Here is a 19,101-nt window from a genome sequence, read left to right on the forward strand (position 1 = left end):
GTATTTTTTTTAAAAATTTAATTATATTTGGTGTTTGATAATTTTCAATTTTATCATGACAATAATGTAATATATCTCTTTTACTAAGACTAATTCCTTTTTTTTTTTGAATTACAGCTACTATTCTATCTTCCAAATTTTTGTCTTTAATAGAGAAAATAAGACAATTTTTTATAAATTTGTTGTTCAACAAAATTTTTTCAATATCTTTTGGATAGACTGATATAGATCCAACTTTTATTAACTCTTTACTTCTACTTTTAAATGTCAAATAATTATTTTTATCAAAACTTACAATATCTCCAGTGTTAAAATATGTTATTTTTTTTTGTTTATATAATTTTCCTTTTTTTAAATAACCTGAAAACATTAAGGGACTTTTGCATAATAATTCGTCTTTATTATTTATTTTTATATGAATATTTTTAATTTTTTTTCCTATTGAATTTATATTCTCTATATCTTTCGAATAATTTATATTTGTTATTATTGAAGTTTCTGAGGAACCAAAACATTCATGAAAATCACCTTTCACAGATTTTAAAATCCTTTTTTTTAATTTCAATGAAAGAGTAGAAGAAGAAGAAACTAAATTTCTTATAAAAATTTTTTTTTTGAAGTTTTCTGTTTTAAAAATTTTATCTAATTGAGATGGTACCATCATAGTAAAGCTAATTTTTTTTTCTTTTATTTCATCTTTAATGGCCTTTGGATCAAAACTAGTTCTTACAAAACATTGAGAATTTAGAATTAAATTAATAATTAATTTTCTAAATGCTAACGTATGATAGAGAGGTGTGGTTATTAAAATTTTTTCTTTTAAATCTAAATTATATAGATCAATTACACATTTTGCTCTTAAAATTTTTGTCTGCTGGCTTAGTAAAATTGATTTTGGATCACCAGTAGAGCCAGACGTAAAACACATTAAAAAAAATTTGTTTTTTTTAATTCTACTGTGATTTTTTTTAAATATCTGAATATTACCGTTATTTTGAATTAAGAGTATGTTTTCTATTTTACCCTCAATTAAATTTTTTGTTTCTTTATCAAAGCTTTGATAAATACTTTTATCTATTAACAAACAATCAAATATTTTCTGTTTCAATATATTCATTAAAAATATAGGTTTTATTAAGTTGCTTAGTGGTGAAAAAGCTAAATTTAGCTCAGAGACTGAAATTAGAATATTAAAAAAAACAAAGTTTGATCTTGTTATTGAAATAATATTTTTACATTTAATTTTTCTGAGAATTTTAGATATATTTTTTATTTTAATATTGGATTCATAATAATTATAAGATTTATCTTCAATAGTTAAAAATTTTTTTTGCGGATTGGCTCTTAGATTTTTATAAAAAAAATCACTTACCTTTTTATTTTGCATAAGTTATCGTAAACTGCTTATAATTTTATATAAAATTAGCTACATTTTTGATCTCTTAAAAAAAACATCTTCTATATATGCGCCTATTTTTAAATTAGAGATAAAAAAAATGTATTCTGATATTTTATTTGGATCAATAAAAAATTCATATTTTTGGCCTCTAACTTTTTTTCCCATTGGAGTTTTCATACTTCCCATACTTACGCAAGTATTATAAAGATTTTTAGATATACACTCGCTATTTATTGACTGAATAGCACCTAATAGAGCATGTTTTGAACTACAATATGATATGGTGTTTTTAAAACCTTGGTATGATGATGATGAACCTATATTTACAACAAGTGTTTTTTTATCTTTTCTTTTTAATTTCATTATCTCAGAATTAATAATTATATTTGCAAATACATTAATTTTAAAATCATTTTCTAAATTTTTAAAATTAATTTTATTTACACCATCGTACCTTGGAAATCCTGGGCAAATTATTATATTGTCTATATGGCCTTCTTTTCTAAAAAAATATTTTAATGTATTTCTAATTTTACTCTCACTTCTAAAATCACAGTTTTTCCAAAGCATGTTTCTCAATTTCAGTTTTTTAAATTTTTTTTTAATATCTTGAATTTTTTTACTTGAAGTAGAAGTGCCCATAACTAAATAATTATTTTTTAAAAATTTAAGACTTAATTCTATGCCTAAGCCTCCAGTTGCGCCAAAAATAAGTACTTTTTTTAAAACCATTTACTAAAACCTAACATTTTAAAATACTGTTGAACAGCTTATAGTTTATGATAGCATTATATTAACCTCGTTTTTAAAAACAATCATGACCAAATTAAAAATAAATAACCTCTTTAATATTAAAAAAAAAATTTGTGTTGTTTCTGGTGCTAATGGGGGACTTGGATCAAAAATTGTAAAAGGATTATTATTAAATGGAGCAATAGTTATTGGTATAGATATTAAAACTACAAAAAACATTCAATCAAAAAATTTCCAATTTATAAAGGTAGATTTAACGAAAAAAAAAGAAACTCACAAATTGTTTGTTTTTATAAAGAAAAAATTCAAAAAAATAGACTCAATAATAAATATTTGTGGTGTGTCAGATCCTAATAACTTTAATAATAACATTGATGTAAATTTAATTGCTCCTTTTAATTTAATTAATTCATTGCAAAAATTATTATTTAAAAAAGGTAGTACAATTGTTAACATTACCAGTTTAAATGCAGAATTAGGATTCTCAAAAAACCCTGGGTATAATAGCTCTAAAGGAGCTTTAAAAATGCTTACTAAAGCTTTAGCAAATGATTTAGCAAAAAACAATGTAAGAGTAAATAATATTGGTCCTGGATATTTTTTGACCGATATGACCAAAAAATTTTATAAAAATAAAAAAGCTAGAAATGTAAGGCTTTCTAGAATACCTATGAATAGGTATGGGAAACCAGATGAATTGGTTGGTTCTATTATATACTTAATTTCAAATGCCTCTTCATATATAACCGGTCAAGATATTTATATTGATGGTGGTCTATTATCTAAAGGTATTTAAAGATTAAAAACTATGTTCGCCAGACCCATCTCCAGAAATTTTATTATAATGAAATGAAAAAGCAGTAAGATCTTGTCTTGAAGATTTTGCTAAATACCAATAAAAATTTGATTTTTCGTCATAATTTTGATCTTTTTTATTTTTAATTTGATCACTAGATAATTGAATTGATTTATTTGGATATAAATCTAGTTTAAAATTTTTAACAAAACCTTTTTCGTTATATATATCTATTTTAATTTGATCTTCTAGTCCATCAGGATCCATAAAAACAAATCCTAGACGACTTACAAAATTGTTATCACAAATAACTTGACCCCAAATAATTTTGTTCTTACCACTTGGTGTAAACATTTTTTTATTAATTAAGGATGTATTAACTGATCCTCTAATTTTATTTTTTCTATCTAAATTACCATATATAATTTGGTGGTTGACCCTTGTTGGCAGTTTATTATCTTTAGTATTACCAATTAATGTAAATGCTGAAACATTTTTTAAACCATTTTTCTTAATAATATCATCAATATCAAATTTTATTTCTTTACCTGAGGGAGATATAAGTAATTTTTCTGAAGAATAAAAAACCTCATTATCATTAATTATTTTAATTTTAAAACTTATCTCACCTGGAGACATTATTGGATATATTATTAATTCATTATTAAAATTCTCGAAATAAGGATATGTTCTATAACATAAATCCGTTTCGTAATACTCTTTAGAATGATTTGAACAGTAATAAGAATGATTTGCAGTAAAAGATTTTGTTTTGTTATTCATAACTCCACCAAACATCCTACCATAAAACATTTTCTGCTTCGGCTGTAGAATTTTTAAAATACCACCGTTAAGTTTCTTTTCAAAAATATCTGAAACCAAAAAAGATTTATGAGAAAATCTTGGAAGATTAATATTTATATTTTTTTCAATATTCTCTTTAGAGTTTGTATATTCAAACTTTAATTTATCATTTATTTCTTGCTGACCAGTTGCAAAATTAACAAAAGTTTCATATGTATCATCTGAATAGACATCAATTGCAGCTTCAGGCGCATTAATTGTATTAACCTTATCATCTTCAAAAACGTCGTTCAAAACTCTATTAAATGCATGAACAACACTAAAAAAATTTTGCCCGCTATGATTCACCATTACAGCCGGATAAGGTATAAATAAATTCTTAGATGTATAAAAATCAATTAAATAATTTTTGATCTTAACATTATCAAATATTTCGTCTAATTGAATATTATAAACTTTTGGTTCATTTATATCCATGCTTAAATCATCTAAATATAATCCTAACTTATCGACGGCGGTAATTTTCATTACTACATCTTTATAATTTCTCTTAATTAAAAAGTGATTTAGAAACGTAATAGAAGTTTTTATTCTATCAAACCTTGGAACAATCAAGGAAGATCTGTGCACGGTATTTTTGTTTAAATACTTATGTGAATCTATCCTATCTTTTTCAACTTCTATATAAGGTTTCATTTTAATTTTATACTTATTTATTTATAGATTTTAAAAAAAAATTGTGCAATTTTTTATTTGAAGCAACCAAAACTTTTCCTCCTTTAAAAATCATTTTTCCTTCCCAATCAGAAATTATTGCCCCAGAATTTTTTATTATTGCGACCAATGGCTTAATATCTACCATTTTTAATCCAGATTCAATCAACACATCTATTTTTCCCTCAGCTATTAGGCAAAAATTATAAGCATCAATTCCGGTAATTTTAAAAAATCTATTATAATTTTTGATCATTTTATAAATTTTAGCATGCTTTAACGTATGAAATGTATTTATTACTAATTTTGCATTTTTCACCGTAGCTTTTTTATTTGAATTTATTTTTAAAATTTTTTTATTTTCTAGTAAGAAAGTTTTATTTTCAAAAGCAATATATTGTTTTTTTAAAATTGGAAAATTTGCATATCCCATCAGAGGAATATTTTCTTTATAGAGTCCAATTAAATTACTCCATGAAGGTAGGCCCATTATCATATTCTTCGTTCCATCTATGGGATCTAATATCCAAGTATACTTTGAAAATTTTTTTTTTTCTTTAAACTCCTCTCCTAATATTGAGTGATTCGGATATAATTTTGAAATTGATTTTCTTAAAAATTTTTCAATTTTTATATCTTGTTTGGTAACAGGATCAATTTCATTTTTTTTTTTAGATTTATAAAATTTAGTTTTTTTTAAACATTCTTTGTTTAAAAGATTTAATTCTTTCTGAATTTTAAAAACTAAATCAACTGGAAATTGATCTTTAATCATTTAAAATCAAAATTTTTAAAACTTATAACCAGAGGATATAGCATCTTGATGAAATTGTTTTACAGTTTCTAAAGAATAATCTGATAGGCTTTTTCCAAACATTTTTAATTTTTTAATTTGTGAAAGTTGCATTGTAATAATATCACACCCAGAATTTATCGCATTGATATAATCGTAAGACATTCTTGGACTTGCCCATAACACTTTACAATTGCTATGTTTTTTTACGAAATTACAAATTTCCTTCATCATTGCATTTGCATCTTGTCCACAGTCAAAAATTCTTCCTGCAAAAACAGAAAGTATAGTTTCTGTCTCTTTCACAATTGGAAGTATTTGTTCAATTTGTTTTAATGTAAAAATAGCAGTGATGTTAAGTTTTACATTTTTTTTAACTAACGATGAAATTACGCTAGATGTAGACTCTTCATTTGTATAAGTAATAGGAATTTTAACATAAATATTTTTAGATAATTTGCTTAAAGTGATTGCCTGATTTACCATCTCAGATTCTGTATCTGCAATTACTTCTAAAGATAAAGGTTTGGTATTGCATTTTGAAATTATTTTTTTTGAATAATCTAGATAATCTTTTGCCCCATTTTTTTTAAAGATTGATGGATTAAATGTATAACCATCTATTTCTATTTCATTAACAAAGTCAAATTCTTCAATTGTTAAACCATCTGCGTAAAGTTCAATTTTTTTTTTATTTATCATAACCAATTTCTCAAAATTTTAGACCCATTATTTTCTATTTTAAATTCAAGATATTTAATTTTTCTCTTTCTTAAAATAGAAGTTGATTTTTTTTTATTTTTAACAACCATTAATATAAAACCTCCTCCTCCAGAACCAATTAATTTTCCTCCAAGAAAATTGGGATTTTTGAGCAATTTTCTATAAAAATCATTTATATTATTACTTGTAATCTTACTCGATAGTTTCTTTTTGTAACTCCAATGTAAATTAAATATTTTTGCAATATTATTATAATTTTTGTTATTTAATGCTGAAATAACTGGTTTATTTAAAGACTTAATTGCATCATAATATTTCATTATATGCTTTTTTCTATTTTTTTGTGAAAGGGCGACTTTTGAGGAGTCTCTCTTCACATCTGTATAGATTAATAAAAAATTGTTTTCTATTATATTTTTTATATTTGATTTTATTGTAAGTTTTTTAATTCTTATTTTCTGATCTTTGGAAATACTTATTTGAGTTAAGCCTCCTTTTTGACTTATAATTTGATCCTGCCAACCTCCATATAAATTGCATTTTTTTCTCTCAATAATATAAGCAGCTTTAATAATTTGATTATCATTTATTTTTAAATTTTTAAATTTTTTTAAACAATTTATTAGACCTATTACCATCGCACTTGAAGATCCCAGTCCAGTTCGAGTGGGAATAGTTGCATAAGTAGCTATATGCAATTTTTCTTTTATATTAAAATATTTTAAAGTTTCTCTGACTAGGTCGCTCTTTATATTCTCAATCTTGCTAGTAAATTGAGTGGACGAGGTTTGAATAAAATAATTATCATCAATTTTTCTTTCTAGTAATGAAACAAATACATATTGATTTATTGCAAGTGATAGCAATGAAGCATTGTTTTTTTTATAATAAAAATCTAAATCTGTACCCCCTCCAGATAAAGGAATCCTATAAGGAGTTTTGGAAACAATCATGTCTTATTTCAAATCGTTTTTTAAAATGATATGACCTTTTATAAGACTATTTCTAGCTTTCTTGCCTATTATCTTATAGAAATTTTTAGGATGAAGGCCTTTTTTTTGATATGTTAATGCTGGTTTTATATAAGATGATTGAATTATTTGTCCTTTATTGATTGTTTTTCTTACTACCATTTTTCTTGATAATACACTATGAAGAACCTTTTCTGATTTCAAAAATTTTTTTTCATACGAACCCAAAGAAATATAAGCTTTTTTACATAGGTCAGTCATTTCCTTAAATGTTGAAAATTCTAGTGATGCAGCATGGTCTGGACCTAACATTTTTTTGTTTAATGTTACGTGTTTTTCGATAATTGTTGCACCCAGTGTTGTTGCTCCTATTGCACCCACAATACCTGTACCATGTCCTGAAAATCCAACATCTTCCTTTAATAATTTTCTTAATCTAGGTATACAATTTAAATTTTTGTCTTTTTCATCACTTGGATACGCAGATGTACAATGTAAAAAAATATGCGGAGCCTTATATTTTTTAAAAATTTTCTGAGTTGTTAAAATCTCTTCATAAGTACACATTCCAGTACTTATTATTGTTGGATATTTTTTCTTAGCAATATACTCACAAAATTGATAATTGTTTGCATCTATACTCGCAATTTTTAGAGAGTCTACGCCCAGTTTTATCACAAACTCTACACTTTTCTCATCCCAAGGAGTAATTATTAAATCGAGTTTATTTTTTTTTACAATTTTTTTTATTTTTTTATAATCACTTAAGTCTAACTCAAGTCTTGTATCTGGATATACCCAAGTACCAAATTTTAATTTTTTTTTTTTTATATCGTTTTCATCCCTGCTTAAGTATCCATTTGATTTTCCTGGATTTGTGTTAAAGTTAATCAGATCATCTGCATCTCTTTTTTGAAATTTAACGGCATTTGCACCTGCTTTTTTAGCTTCTATAATCATTTTTTTTGCTAAATTTAAATAACCGTTATGATTAATCCCTATTTCTGCAATGATATAAGGTTTATGTTTAAGTTTTTTAAAATTGAGCATTTTTAATTTATATCCTCTAAGTTTTCACAAATACAATGTAACAATGAAATATGAGCCTCTTGTATAAAAGAAGTTATCTTGCTTTCAACATGAATAGAAATATCTGAAATGTTCTTTAAAACACCGCCAGATTTTCCAATTAATGATATAACTTTTAAACCATTTTTTTTTCCAACCATTGCAGCATTTACTAAAGACATCGAGGCTCCAGTTTCTTTGTTTCCTCCACCAGTGGAAATTAAAAATAAAATATCTCCTTCATTTCCATGTGCCTCAACTTGACGAGAAAAAAAAGTCTCGAAACCAAAGTCATTTGACCATGCAGTAATTGCGGCTGGTAAGCTCGCTAAAGAAATAGCCGAAATTGGTTTTCTGTCCCTTTTTTTATATGTGCACTGCAACTCACCCGTAAAATGTTCAGCATCGGAACAAGAACCACCATTACCTGCAACAAGCAATTTTTTTTTATTTTTACTACATAATTTAATTTCGTTACAAATTTCAATAATTTTTTCTTCATGATTTATGAGATTTTTTATATTCTCAGAACTTGTTTTGAAGTAACTTTTTATATTATCCATTTTATTTAGCTTTCCGCTTATAGCTCTGAATAGTTATTTTAACAACAAAAAATTACAATCACTTGTTATAAAAAAACCTTGCTACCTTAAGATCGTGTTGATCATCAATATCTATAGAATTTCGTGAAGTCATAAAATAAACTCCTTTTTTTTTAAACAATCTATTATTATATTTTTCAAATCCTTTTTTTGAAAAAATAAAAATTGCTCCATTCTCAACAATAACTCTTTTTGAATTTTGTGTTCGTAATCTTTTTTTTAAACTATAATTTATCGGATAAAGTGATTTACCTCTTTCTCCCCAAATGAACATCTTACGTTTAAAAGCAGAAAATAAAGAGTCAAGATTTTCTTTTTTAAATTTTTTTATTGCACTTGAAATATCTTCTGATGTTCTAAAAGGTGAAGTTGGTTGTAAAAGTACAATATTTTGAACATTAACTTTTTCGAGTGAGTCTAGGTAATTTAATGCATGATTCACAGCACTCTCTGTACTACTATTATCTTTACATAAATACTTTGGTCTTTTGATATAAATTATTCTGTTAGTGTTTCTTTTTATAAACTTTGGAATATCCGTAGTAATTATGATTTTATCAATCTCTTTGCATTTTTTAGCGGCGTTAAATGTGTAATCAAATAAAGTAGTTTTATTAATTTTTTTTAAATTTTTATTTTTTATTCTTTTTGAGTTTTTTCTAGCAGGTATTATTGCCAAAAATTTTATATTTTTCATGGTATTAAAGATAAATTTAATAATTTATATTATCTATTTTTAAATCAAAATTTTTTTCAGTGCATAAATCAAGCCAATTGAGCTATTAGTACTGGTCAGCTGCACGCATTACTGCGCTTCCACATCCAGCCTATCAACGTGGTGGTCTACCACGGCTCTATAGGAAGAACTAGTTTTGAGGTGAGTTTCCCGCTTAGATGCTTTCAGCAGTTATCTCGTCCATACTTAGCTACCCGGCACTGCAGCTGGCGCTACAACCGGTCCACCAGTGGTATGTTCAACCCGGTCCTCTCGTACTAGGGTCAACTCCTCTCAATTCTTCTACACGCATAGCAGATAGGGACCGAACTGTCTCACGACGTTCTGAACCCAGCTCACGTACCACTTTAATTGGCGAACAGCCAAACCCTTGGGACCTGCTCCAGCCCCAGGATGTGATGAGCCGACATCGAGGTGCCAAACACTGCCGTCGATATGAGCTCTTGGGCAGTATCAGCCTGTTATCCCCGGCGTACCTTTTATCCGTTGAGCGATGGCCCTTCCACTCAGAACCACCGGATCACTATGACCGACTTTCGTCTCTGCTCGACTTGTCAGTCTCACAGTCAGGCAGGCTTATGCCATTGCACTCTACGAACGATTTCTGACCGTTCTGAGCCTACCTTCGCACGCCTCCGTTACTATTTGGGAGGCGACCGCCCCAGTCAAACTACCCACCATACAATGTCTTGATGCCGGATAACGGCGATCAGTTAGATACCAAGAAAAACAAAAGAGGTATTTCACTGGTGACTCCACAAAAGCTGACGCCTTTGCTTCAATGTCTCCCTCCTATACTAAATATGTTTTTCCTAATACCAATGTAAAGTTGCAGTAAAGGTGCACGGGGTCTTTCCGTCTAACTACGCGAACTCCGCATCTTCACGGAGAATTCAATTTCACTGAGTTGATGTTGGAGACAGCGGAGAAATCGTTACGCCATTCATGCAGGTCGGAACTTACCCGACAAGGAATTTCGCTACCTTAGGACCGTTATAGTTACGGCCGCCGTTTACTGGGGCTTCAGAAGTTAGCTTGCACCAACCGCATTAACCTTCCAGCACCGGGCAGGCGTCAGACCCTATACATCCACTTACGTGTTAGCAGAGCCCTGTGTTTTTGATAAACAGTCGCTTCTCCCTGGCTTGTGCCACCCTCCCATAGTTGCCTACAAGAAGGTCTTCCTTATCCCGAAGTTACGGAAGTATTTTGCCGAGTTCCTTCAACATCATTCTCTCAAGCGCCTAAATATACTCTATTAATCCACCTGTGTCGGTTTAGGGTACGGTCTTATGATGGAGCTATTTCTTGGAACCTTTTCGCGGCAAGCTCAATCCATTAAGAACTCACAACTTACAAGATCCGTCACTACCATCTGGTTAAGGAATATTAACCTTATTTCCATCGACTACGGCTTTCGCCCTCGCCTTAGGTGCCGACTAACTCTGCGCGGATTAACCTTGCGCAGAAACCCTTGGATTTTCGGCGAAGAAGTTTTTCACTTCTTTTATCGTTACTTATGTCAGCATTCGCACTTCTGATACCTCCAGGATCCCTCACGGGTATCCCTTCGCAGGCTTACAGAACGTTCCGCTACCAGTTATAATTTTCGAAAAAATTACAAATCCACAGATTCGGTATATGATTTTAGCCCCGTTACATCTTCGGCGCAGAAACTCTATTAGACCGGTGAGCTGTTACGCTATCTTTAAAGGATGGCTGCTTCTAAGCCAACCTCCCGGCTGTTAAGGAATTTCCACATCCTTTCACACTTAATCATAATTTGGGGACCTTATCTGGTGGTCTGGGCTCTTTCCCTCTCGACCATGGACCTTAGCACCCACAGTCTGTCTGCTGAAGAACAACATTTAGCATTCGGAGTTTTATTAGGTTTGGTAAGAATCTCTTCCCCCTAGCCCATTTAGTGCTCTACCTCTAAATGTCTATTTATTCAACGCACTACCTAAATAGTTTTCGCGGAAAACCAGCTATCTACGAATTTGGTTGGCCTTTCACCCCTTACCACAAGTCATCCAAAGACTTTTCAACGTCAACTGGTTCGGTCCTCCGGTTGGTGTTACCCAACTTTCAACCTGCTCATGGTAAGCTCATTCGTTTTCGGGTCTAATTCATTAAACTAATCGCCCTATTAAGACTTGCTTTCGCTACGCCTACACCTAGATGGCTTAAGCTTGCTTAATAAATTAAGTCACTGACCCATTATACAAAAGGTACGCCGTCACTCTAAAAAGAGCTTCGACTGATTGTAGGCATGCGGTTTCAGGTTCTATTTCACTCCCCTAATAGGGGTTCTTTTCACCTTTCCCTCACGGTACTAGTTCACTATCGGTCACTGAAGAGTATTTAGGCTTAGAGGGTGGTCCCCCTATATTCGAGCAGGATTTCACGTGTCCCGCTTTACTCAAGAATTTTGTCAAACATTACTCATACGGGACTATCACCCTCTATGGTTAGCATTTCCAAACTATTCAAATTTTTTTAACAAAACTACTGGCCTAGTCCGCTTTCGCTCGCCACTACTAACGGAATCTCAATTGATTTCTTTTCCTCTGGTTACTTAGATGTTTCAGTTCTCCAGGTTGTCTCTTTAAACCTATGTATTCAGTTTAAAGTACCATATAAAATGGTGGGTTTCCCCATTCGGAAATTTTCGGATCAAAACTTACATACAGCTCCCCGAAACTTATCGCAGTATATCACGTCCTTCATCGGCTTTCAGTGCCAAGGCATCCACTACACGCCCTTAAACGCTTGATTTATGCACAGAAAAAAATTCTGTGTTGAATCAAATTTTTATTTTGAACATTAGCTAATAACATTACTAATGTTCGGATATAGATATTGATATTAATTATTATTTATTTACAATTTTTTATAACTAAGTGTTTCTGGTGGAGGATAGCGGGATCGAACCGCTGACCTCCTGAATGCAAATCAGGCGCTCTCCCAGCTGAGCTAATCCCCCATTTTCTTAATTGGTGGGCCGAGAAAGACTCGAACTTTCGACCCCACCCTTATCAAGGGTGTGCTCTAACCAACTGAGCTACCGGCCCCCATGCAAGAGAAACACTGTTCAAGAAGAGAAATGAGGACGGTCAACATTATCCGTGTATATTATTTAGAATGAAATTTTACTTTCATTCATCCTTAGAAAGGAGGTAATCCAGCCGCAGGTTCCCCTACGGCTACCTTGTTACGACTTCACCCCAGTCGCTGACTATACCGTGGTCAAGGGTTTGAAACCTTGCCTTAAGGTAGAACCAACTCCCATGGTGTGACGGGCGGTGTGTACAAGACCCGGGAACGCATTCACCGTGGCACGCTGATCCACGATTACTAGTAATTCCAGCTTCATGCACTCGAGTTGCAGAGTGCAATCCGAACTGAGGTATCTTTTTAGGATTTGCTTGACTTCGCAGTCTTGCTTCCTGTTGTAGATACCATTGTAGCACGTGTGTAGCCCAACACGTAAGGGCCATGAGGACTTGACGTCATCCCCACCTTCCTCCAGCTTATCACTGGCAGTTCTTTCAGAGTGCCCAACTGAATGATGGCAACTAAAAGTGAGGGTTGCGCTCGTTGCGGGACTTAACCCAACATCTCACGACACGAGCTGACGACAGCCATGCAGCACCTGTGTTTCGTCCGGCCGAACCGAAAACTCTAATCTCTCAGAGTCGCGACGAACATGTCAAGTGTTGGTAAGGTTCTGCGCGTATCTTCGAATTAAACCACATGCTCCACTACTTGTGCGGGTCCCCGTCAATTCATTTGAGTTTTAACCTTGCGGTCGTACTCCCCAGGCGGTGTGTTTATCGCTTTCGCTGCGACACTGAAAATAAATTTCCAACGTCTAACACACATCGTTTACGGCATGGACTACGAGGGTATCTAATCCTCTTCGCTACCCATGCTTTCGTTCCTCAGTGTCAGTAATGATCCAGAAAGCTGCCTTCGCAATTGGTATTCTTTCTAATATCTACGAATTTCACCTCTACACTAGAAATTCTGCTTTCCTCTATCATACTCTAGCTGAAAAGTTTTGATGGCAGTTCCAGAGTTAAGCTCTGGGATTTCACCACCAACTTTTTCAACCACCTACGAACTCTTTAAGCCCAGTAATTCCGAACTACGCTAGGTCCCTTCGTATTACCGCGGCTGCTGGCACGAAGTTAGCCGGACCTTCTTATTCGGGTACAGTCATTTTCTTCCCCGACGAAAGAGCTTTACAACCCAAAGGCCTTCTTCACTCACGCGGCATCGCTGCATCAGAGTTTCCTCCATTGTGCAAGATTCCCCACTGCTGCCTCCCGTAGGAGTTTGGGCCGTGTCTCAGTCCCAATGTGGCTGATCATCCTCTCAAATCAGCTATTGATCACAGTCTTGGTAGGCCATTACCCCACCAACAAACTAATCAAGTGTAGGCTCATCCAATGGTGCATAAAGCTTTCTCCGTAAAGACTTATCCGGTATTAGCACAAGTTTCCTCGTGTTATTCCAGGCCAAAGGGCAGATACCTACATGTTACTCACCCGTCTGCCACTAAGTATTGCTACTTCGTTCGACTTGCATGTGTTAGGCGTGCCGCCAGCGTACGTTCTGAGCCATGATCAAACTCTCAAGTTTAAAAACGGCGCACACTAGCTTCCATATAAATTCTAAGAATAAAATTTATATGATGTTGAAGTGTGTACGACAAATTTTGGTAACCTTAACCGTCCACACTTCTCTTCTTAAATTTTTACTTTTTAAATAGCTAATTGAGCTAAAAAGCTCAATATTCCTCACTAATTTATTGCTTAAACAAATTTTTTTGAGAAAGTTCAGTGCTTATAGGCTAAAATTATAGGAAATCAAGCATTTAAGATTAAAAAAATCCTTTAAAATATAGGGTTTTTTTTGATTTTTAATAGTCATTAAACTAATAATTGATCTTCAATAAAAAATTGAACGACCAAAATAATGATTCAAAAATTAAAGAAAAATTTTGAAATTTTTTCATTAATATTACTGATTTTTATTGCTGTTATTTCCACATCACTTTTCAATTTAAAAGAAAATAGAAAAAATGAAACTTACAATGATTTTGTAGATAATATTTATCTTAAAAAAACTTTAAGTTACTTAGTTACCAATCTGGAACCAAAATATTTAAAAATTAAGCATAAAGTTAACAAAGGAGAAACATTTGATGCAATTCTAGAAAGCTATTTAATTGATAAAAAAGAAATTATAAAAATAAAAAAATCTTTAAACAAACAAGTAAATTTAAATAAATTAAATACCAATCAAATAATTCAATTTAAATTAAATAAAACAAATAATAAAATTGAAGAATTTATTTTTCAGATTTCGAATAAACAAAAAATATACTTAAGTAAAAATTTAGATGATGACATTTTTAGTGAGAAGATTTTATCAATAAAGCTGGATAAAAAAATAATATATAAAGAAAATATTATATTACAAAGTCTATATAAATCAGCAACAGATGAAAAAATTCCTGCTAATACAATAATTGATTTTGCAGGTATTTATGGATTTCAAGTAGATTTTCAGAGAGACATAAGAAAAAAAGATAAGTTTCAAATCATGTATGAAATTTTTTTAAATGAAAAAGGAGAAATAATAGAAACAGGAAAAATTCTTTTTGCAAATTTAAAACTTAGCGGTCAAGACAATAGTTTATATTATTTTGATGAACAAGGAAGTGAAGGTCATTATGATAAAAATGGAAAGAGTGTTAAAAAAGCTTTGATGAAAACACCAATAAATGGAGCTAGATTGTCGTCTTCATTTGGCATGAGAAAACATCCAATAGATGGTTATAATAAAATGCATAAAGGTACAGATTTTGCTGCTCCAATGGGAACACCAATAATGGCATCAGGAGATGGGGTTGTAAAAAAAGCAGGATGGTGTGGTGGTGGAGGAAACTGTGTAAAAATAAAACACAACTCAACCTACCAAACAGTCTACGCACACATGTCAAAATTTGCTCGTGGAATTAAAACTGGTGTAAGAGTAAAACAGGGTCAAACTATTGGTTATGTTGGTTCAACAGGTAAATCAACTGGTCCTCATTTACATTATGAGGTGATTGTAAATGGTAAAAAAGTTAATTCTCAAAAATTAAAACTACCATCAGGAAAAATTTTAAAAGGTAAAGAGAGAAAAATGTTTGAAACTAAAAAAATTAAAATAGATATACTTAAATCAGAAAAAATACTTGGAATTAACTAATTCATGTCTATCTGAGATTTGGCAGTTTTTTGAATTTTAGTTTCATCACTTGATGACTTTACCAAATCCTCAGTGGAATTTTGCTCAGAATTTTCGATAATATCTTCAGGAACATCGGAATTGTTTTCAGTTCTATTTACTGAAAATTTCTCTTTTTTATAATTCTCTCTTTCATTTAGAACTCTTGTGAAGTGATCTGCATGCTGCAAATAATTTTCAGATAAAATTTTGTCACCATTTGATAAAGCTTCTCTAGCTAGATCATTGTATTTTTCAATCAATTTAGGTGCGTTGTGATTATTTCTTCCATGAGCTTTTCTTTTAAAATTATCATTATTTGAAAAATTTGAACCAAACTTTGAGTTATCACCATTTGACTTAAAGTTTCTAGTATTTCTTCTAAAGCTACTTCTTCTATTATTGTTGTTATTATTTCTAAATGTTACCATGATATAATTATTTATATTCTTGTACTAACAATACATCTATCATTATTAGCAAGATCTTTTTGTGTACTATTTATATAAAAACCCTCTTTTTTTAATAAATTAATTACTCTATTTTTTTGATCAAATCCGATCTCTAAAATAAATTTTCCATTTTTTTTTATCAGACTAGCAGATTTTTTAATTACTTTTTTTATTTCCGTTAATCCATCTAATCCACCATCTAATGCTAGTCTTGGCTCAAAATCAGCAACATCTCTTTCCAAATATTTTAGATTATGTTTTTTAATATAAGGAGGATTTGATACTATTAAATCATATTTTCCTAAATTGAATTTGTCAACATCTGATTTATATAATTTTAATCTAGAGCAAACTTTTAGATTAGCTGCATTAATTTTGCTTATTTTAAGACATTTTTTACTTTTATCTATACCTGTACCATAAAAAGTTTTTCTCTCTTTTAAAATTGATAAAAGAATACAGCCTGATCCGACTCCTATATCTAAAACATTAAGTTTATTTTTTTGCTTTGATAACCTTAAAACATTTTCAACAACTAGTTCTGTATCAGGCCTTGGTATTAATATATCTTTTGTAATAAAAAAATCTGAATTCCAAAAAGATTTTTTTTTAATTAAATATGCTACTGGATTTCCTAAAGATCTCTGTTCAATTAACTTATAAAAATTACTTAAATCATTTTTGTTAACAGTATCACAGGAATTAAGTAAAATATAATTTCTATCTTTATTAATTGTTTTTGCCATTAAAATTTCAGCATCTAATAGAGGGTTAGGTATAAGTTTGCTCTTTAAAATTTTTGAACCCTCATTAATAGCTAAATTAATATTCATATATTATTTTAAATTGCTAAGACTTTCCTCTTGTGCTTGAAGAGTCAAAGATTCAATCATTTCATCAAATGCTTCTCCTTCTAAAAATTCATCTAATTTATGAAGAGTTAAATTTATTCTATGATCTGTAACTCTTCCTTGAGGAAAGTTATATGTTCTTATTCTTTCTGATCTGTCTCCTGTGCCAATTTTTGTTTTACGATCTTGAGATCTTTCTTGGTCTATTCTTGATCTTTCCAATTCATATAAACGTGCTCTTAAAATTTTCATACCTTTAGCTTTATTTTTATGTTGTGATTTTTCATCCTGCTGAGATACACTTAAACCGGTTGGGATGTGAGTAATTCTTACAGCACTATCTGTCGTATTAACAGATTGTCCACCTGGTCCACCTGCTCTAAATACATCTATTCTTAAGTCAGAATCATTAATTTTTAAATCTACCTCTTCTGCTTCAGGTAAAACAGCTACTGTTGCTGCTGATGTATGAACTCTTCCTTGAGTTTCGGTATCTGGAACTCTCTGCACTCTATGAACTCCGCTCTCATACTTTAGTGTTGAATAAATATTAGTACCTTTAATTGAGGCTATAACTTCTTTTAAACCTCCTGCATCACTTCTAGATATTGAGATTAATTCTAAAGACCACTTTTTTTTGTGACTAACTTTTTCATACATTTTAAATAAATCTGATGCAAATAAACTTGCTTCTAATCCGCCTGTCCCTGCTCTTATTTCAATAATAGCATTTTTTTTATCTGCCTCATCTTTTGGTAACAAAAATAATTTTAATTTTTTTTCATTAGCTTCATATCGATTTTGTAAATCTGTCAATTCTGTATCTGCCATTTTTTTTAACTCTCCATCAGCAGAACTATCATTTAATATTTTCTCCAATTCTTCTTTTTCAGTTTGAAAAGAAATGTAATCTTTGGCACTTCCAACTATCTCATTTAAATCTGAGTATTCTTTTGATTTTTCGGCAAATAACTTGTTATCTAATGCACCAGTGGATAAATCTTTTTCTATGGATGAATGTCTTGTTATTAATTCCTCAACTGTTTTTAAGGGTATCATAATTAGTTCTCTAGTTCAGATGCTTTTTTCTCAACTTCTCTTACAACCTTATTAATTATGTCATCAGTCAAAACTTTTTCATACTGAACACCGGATAAATAAAGCATATTGTTTCCTTTGCCCCCTCCGGTAATTCCTATATCTGTCATTGCAGCTTCTCCTGGTCCATTAACAACACAACCAATAATTGATAGTGTTATTGGTGTTTTTATATGGGCTAGTTTCTCTTCCAATATTTTGACAGTATCGATTACCTGAAATGCTTGTCTTGCACAAGAAGGGCAAGAAATGATCTTTACTCCTCTATTTCTCAGATTTAGTGATTTTAATATCTCATTACCAATTTTCACCTCTTGAGTTGGGTTGTCAGATAAAGAAATTCTAATAGTATCTCCAATTCCATCCATTAACAAACTACCAAGCCCTATGGATGATTTTATGCTACCAGATACAAAACTTCCTGCCTCAGTAATTCCAAGGTGTAAAGGATAATCTATAACTTTAGATAGTTGTCTATATGCTGCTATCGAAAGGAATACATCTGATGATTTGACACTTATCTTAAAATTTAAAAAATCTTTATCTTCTAAAATTTTTATATTTCTTAAAGCGCTTTTAACTAATGCCTCTGGACAAGGCTCTTTAAATTCCTCTAAAATATCTTTTTCCAGAGAACCTGCATTTACTCCAACTCTTATTGAACAATTATTATTCTTCGCTGCTTTCAATACCTCGTGTATCTTTGTTTCATCTCCAATATTTCCTGGATTAATTCTTAAACAGCTAGCACCATTTTCTGCTGCCTCAATAGCCCTTTTATAATGAAAATGTATATCTGCAACTACTGGTATTGATACATGTTTTATTATTTCTTTTAATGCTTTTGAAGAGTCCTCATCTGGACAAGATACTCTTACAATATCAGCACCTTCCTCAGCTATATCATTAATTTGTTTTATGGTTGCTTTAACATCCGTAGTTAAAGTATTCGTCATTGATTGAACAGAGATTGGATTATCACCCCCAATCTTTACATTTCCAACATTTATTACTTTTGTTTTTCTCCTTTTAATATCTCTAAATGGTCTTAAACTCATT

15 protein-coding genes, 2 tRNA genes and 2 rRNA genes are annotated in these 19,101 nt (G+C 30.7%); 2 read left to right on the plus strand and 17 right to left on the minus strand.

From position 1 onward, the window contains the following. A partial coding sequence (locus ACTTBL_RS06090) for an AMP-binding protein (protein WP_440644045.1) occupies positions 1-1,387 on the minus strand: 1,387 nt, incomplete at its 3' end. 39 nt (positions 1,388-1,426) lie between these two features. Continuing rightward, complete coding sequence (locus ACTTBL_RS06095; RefSeq protein WP_440644046.1) at positions 1,427-2,131, minus strand: SDR family oxidoreductase; 705 nt, start codon at positions 2,129-2,131, stop codon at positions 1,427-1,429. A gap of 85 nt (positions 2,132-2,216) precedes the next feature. On the opposite strand from ACTTBL_RS06095, the gene ACTTBL_RS06100 reads away from it, so the two are divergent. Beyond that, a complete protein-coding gene (locus ACTTBL_RS06100; protein ID WP_440644047.1) occupies positions 2,217-2,948 on the plus strand; it encodes an SDR family oxidoreductase in 732 nt (243 codons plus the stop codon). A gap of 3 nt (positions 2,949-2,951) precedes the next feature. On the opposite strand, the gene ACTTBL_RS06105 is transcribed toward ACTTBL_RS06100, so the two are convergent. From ACTTBL_RS06105 to ACTTBL_RS06155, 11 genes are all read right to left on the minus strand, one after another. Continuing rightward, the gene (locus ACTTBL_RS06105; protein ID WP_440644048.1) at positions 2,952-4,448 is read right to left on the minus strand and encodes a hypothetical protein; all 1,497 of its coding nucleotides are present in this window, start codon (positions 4,446-4,448) and stop codon (positions 2,952-2,954) included. A gap of 13 nt (positions 4,449-4,461) precedes the next feature. Next, positions 4,462-5,241: an inositol monophosphatase family protein gene (locus tag ACTTBL_RS06110; RefSeq protein ID WP_440644049.1), complete on the minus strand. Its 780-nt coding sequence runs from the start codon at positions 5,239-5,241 to the stop codon at positions 4,462-4,464. 15 nt (positions 5,242-5,256) lie between these two features. Further along, complete coding sequence (locus tag ACTTBL_RS06115; protein ID WP_440644050.1) at positions 5,257-5,961, minus strand: transaldolase family protein; 705 nt, start codon at positions 5,959-5,961, stop codon at positions 5,257-5,259. Beyond that, complete coding sequence (locus ACTTBL_RS06120) at positions 5,958-6,935, minus strand: GHMP family kinase ATP-binding protein (protein ID WP_440644051.1); 978 nt, start codon at positions 6,933-6,935, stop codon at positions 5,958-5,960. The genes ACTTBL_RS06115 and ACTTBL_RS06120 overlap by 4 nt, the downstream gene beginning before the upstream one ends. Before the next feature lie 3 nt (positions 6,936-6,938). Next, positions 6,939-8,003, minus strand: coding sequence for an N-acetylneuraminate synthase family protein (locus tag ACTTBL_RS06125; RefSeq protein WP_440644052.1), 1,065 nt, complete (start codon positions 8,001-8,003; stop codon positions 6,939-6,941). A 2-nt stretch (positions 8,004-8,005) separates the two neighbouring features. Next, the gene (locus ACTTBL_RS06130; protein ID WP_440644053.1) at positions 8,006-8,584 is read right to left on the minus strand and encodes a D-sedoheptulose-7-phosphate isomerase; all 579 of its coding nucleotides are present in this window, start codon (positions 8,582-8,584) and stop codon (positions 8,006-8,008) included. A 58-nt stretch (positions 8,585-8,642) separates the two neighbouring features. Beyond that, entirely contained in the window at positions 8,643-9,320 is a 678-nt protein-coding gene (locus ACTTBL_RS06135) for an acylneuraminate cytidylyltransferase family protein (protein ID WP_440644054.1), read from the minus strand. A gap of 64 nt (positions 9,321-9,384) precedes the next feature. Further along, positions 9,385-12,137: ribosomal RNA gene (locus ACTTBL_RS06140) — 23S ribosomal RNA — on the minus strand. Between the two features lie 132 nt (positions 12,138-12,269). Beyond that, positions 12,270-12,345: transfer RNA gene (locus tag ACTTBL_RS06145), tRNA-Ala, on the minus strand. Positions 12,346-12,356: 11 nt separating this feature from the next. Continuing rightward, positions 12,357-12,433 (minus strand) — tRNA-Ile (locus ACTTBL_RS06150). A gap of 98 nt (positions 12,434-12,531) precedes the next feature. Then, a 16S ribosomal RNA gene (locus ACTTBL_RS06155) occupies positions 12,532-14,006 on the minus strand. Together the 16S and 23S rRNA genes with 2 tRNA genes alongside form the textbook arrangement of a ribosomal RNA operon. 336 nt (positions 14,007-14,342) lie before the next feature. Here ACTTBL_RS06155 and ACTTBL_RS06160 point away from each other — a divergent pair. After that, a complete protein-coding gene (locus tag ACTTBL_RS06160) occupies positions 14,343-15,623 on the plus strand; it encodes a peptidoglycan DD-metalloendopeptidase family protein (RefSeq protein WP_440644055.1) in 1,281 nt (426 codons plus the stop codon). On the opposite strand, the gene ACTTBL_RS06165 is transcribed toward ACTTBL_RS06160, so the two are convergent. The 4 genes from ACTTBL_RS06165 to ispG are packed head-to-tail and all read right to left on the minus strand — an operon-like array spanning position 15,620 to position 19,100. After that, entirely contained in the window at positions 15,620-16,072 is a 453-nt protein-coding gene (locus ACTTBL_RS06165) for a DUF4167 domain-containing protein (RefSeq protein WP_440644056.1), read from the minus strand. The genes ACTTBL_RS06160 and ACTTBL_RS06165 overlap by 4 nt on opposite strands. 11 nt (positions 16,073-16,083) lie before the next feature. Beyond that, the gene (prmC, locus tag ACTTBL_RS06170) at positions 16,084-16,926 is read right to left on the minus strand and encodes a peptide chain release factor N(5)-glutamine methyltransferase (RefSeq protein ID WP_440644057.1); all 843 of its coding nucleotides are present in this window, start codon (positions 16,924-16,926) and stop codon (positions 16,084-16,086) included. Positions 16,927-16,929: 3 nt separating this feature from the next. Further along, positions 16,930-18,003 carry a peptide chain release factor 1 gene (prfA, locus tag ACTTBL_RS06175; RefSeq protein WP_440644058.1) on the minus strand — a complete coding sequence of 358 codons (1,074 nt, stop codon included), beginning with the start codon at positions 18,001-18,003 and terminating at the stop codon, positions 16,930-16,932. A gap of 2 nt (positions 18,004-18,005) precedes the next feature. After that, positions 18,006-19,100, minus strand: a complete 1,095-nt coding sequence (ispG, locus tag ACTTBL_RS06180; protein WP_440644059.1) for a flavodoxin-dependent (E)-4-hydroxy-3-methylbut-2-enyl-diphosphate synthase — start codon at positions 19,098-19,100, stop codon at positions 18,006-18,008. Between the last annotated feature and the right edge of the window lies 1 nt (position 19,101).

Source organism: Candidatus Pelagibacter sp. HIMB123 (assembly GCF_052048195.1).
GTDB lineage: Bacteria > Pseudomonadota > Alphaproteobacteria > Pelagibacterales > Pelagibacteraceae > Pelagibacter.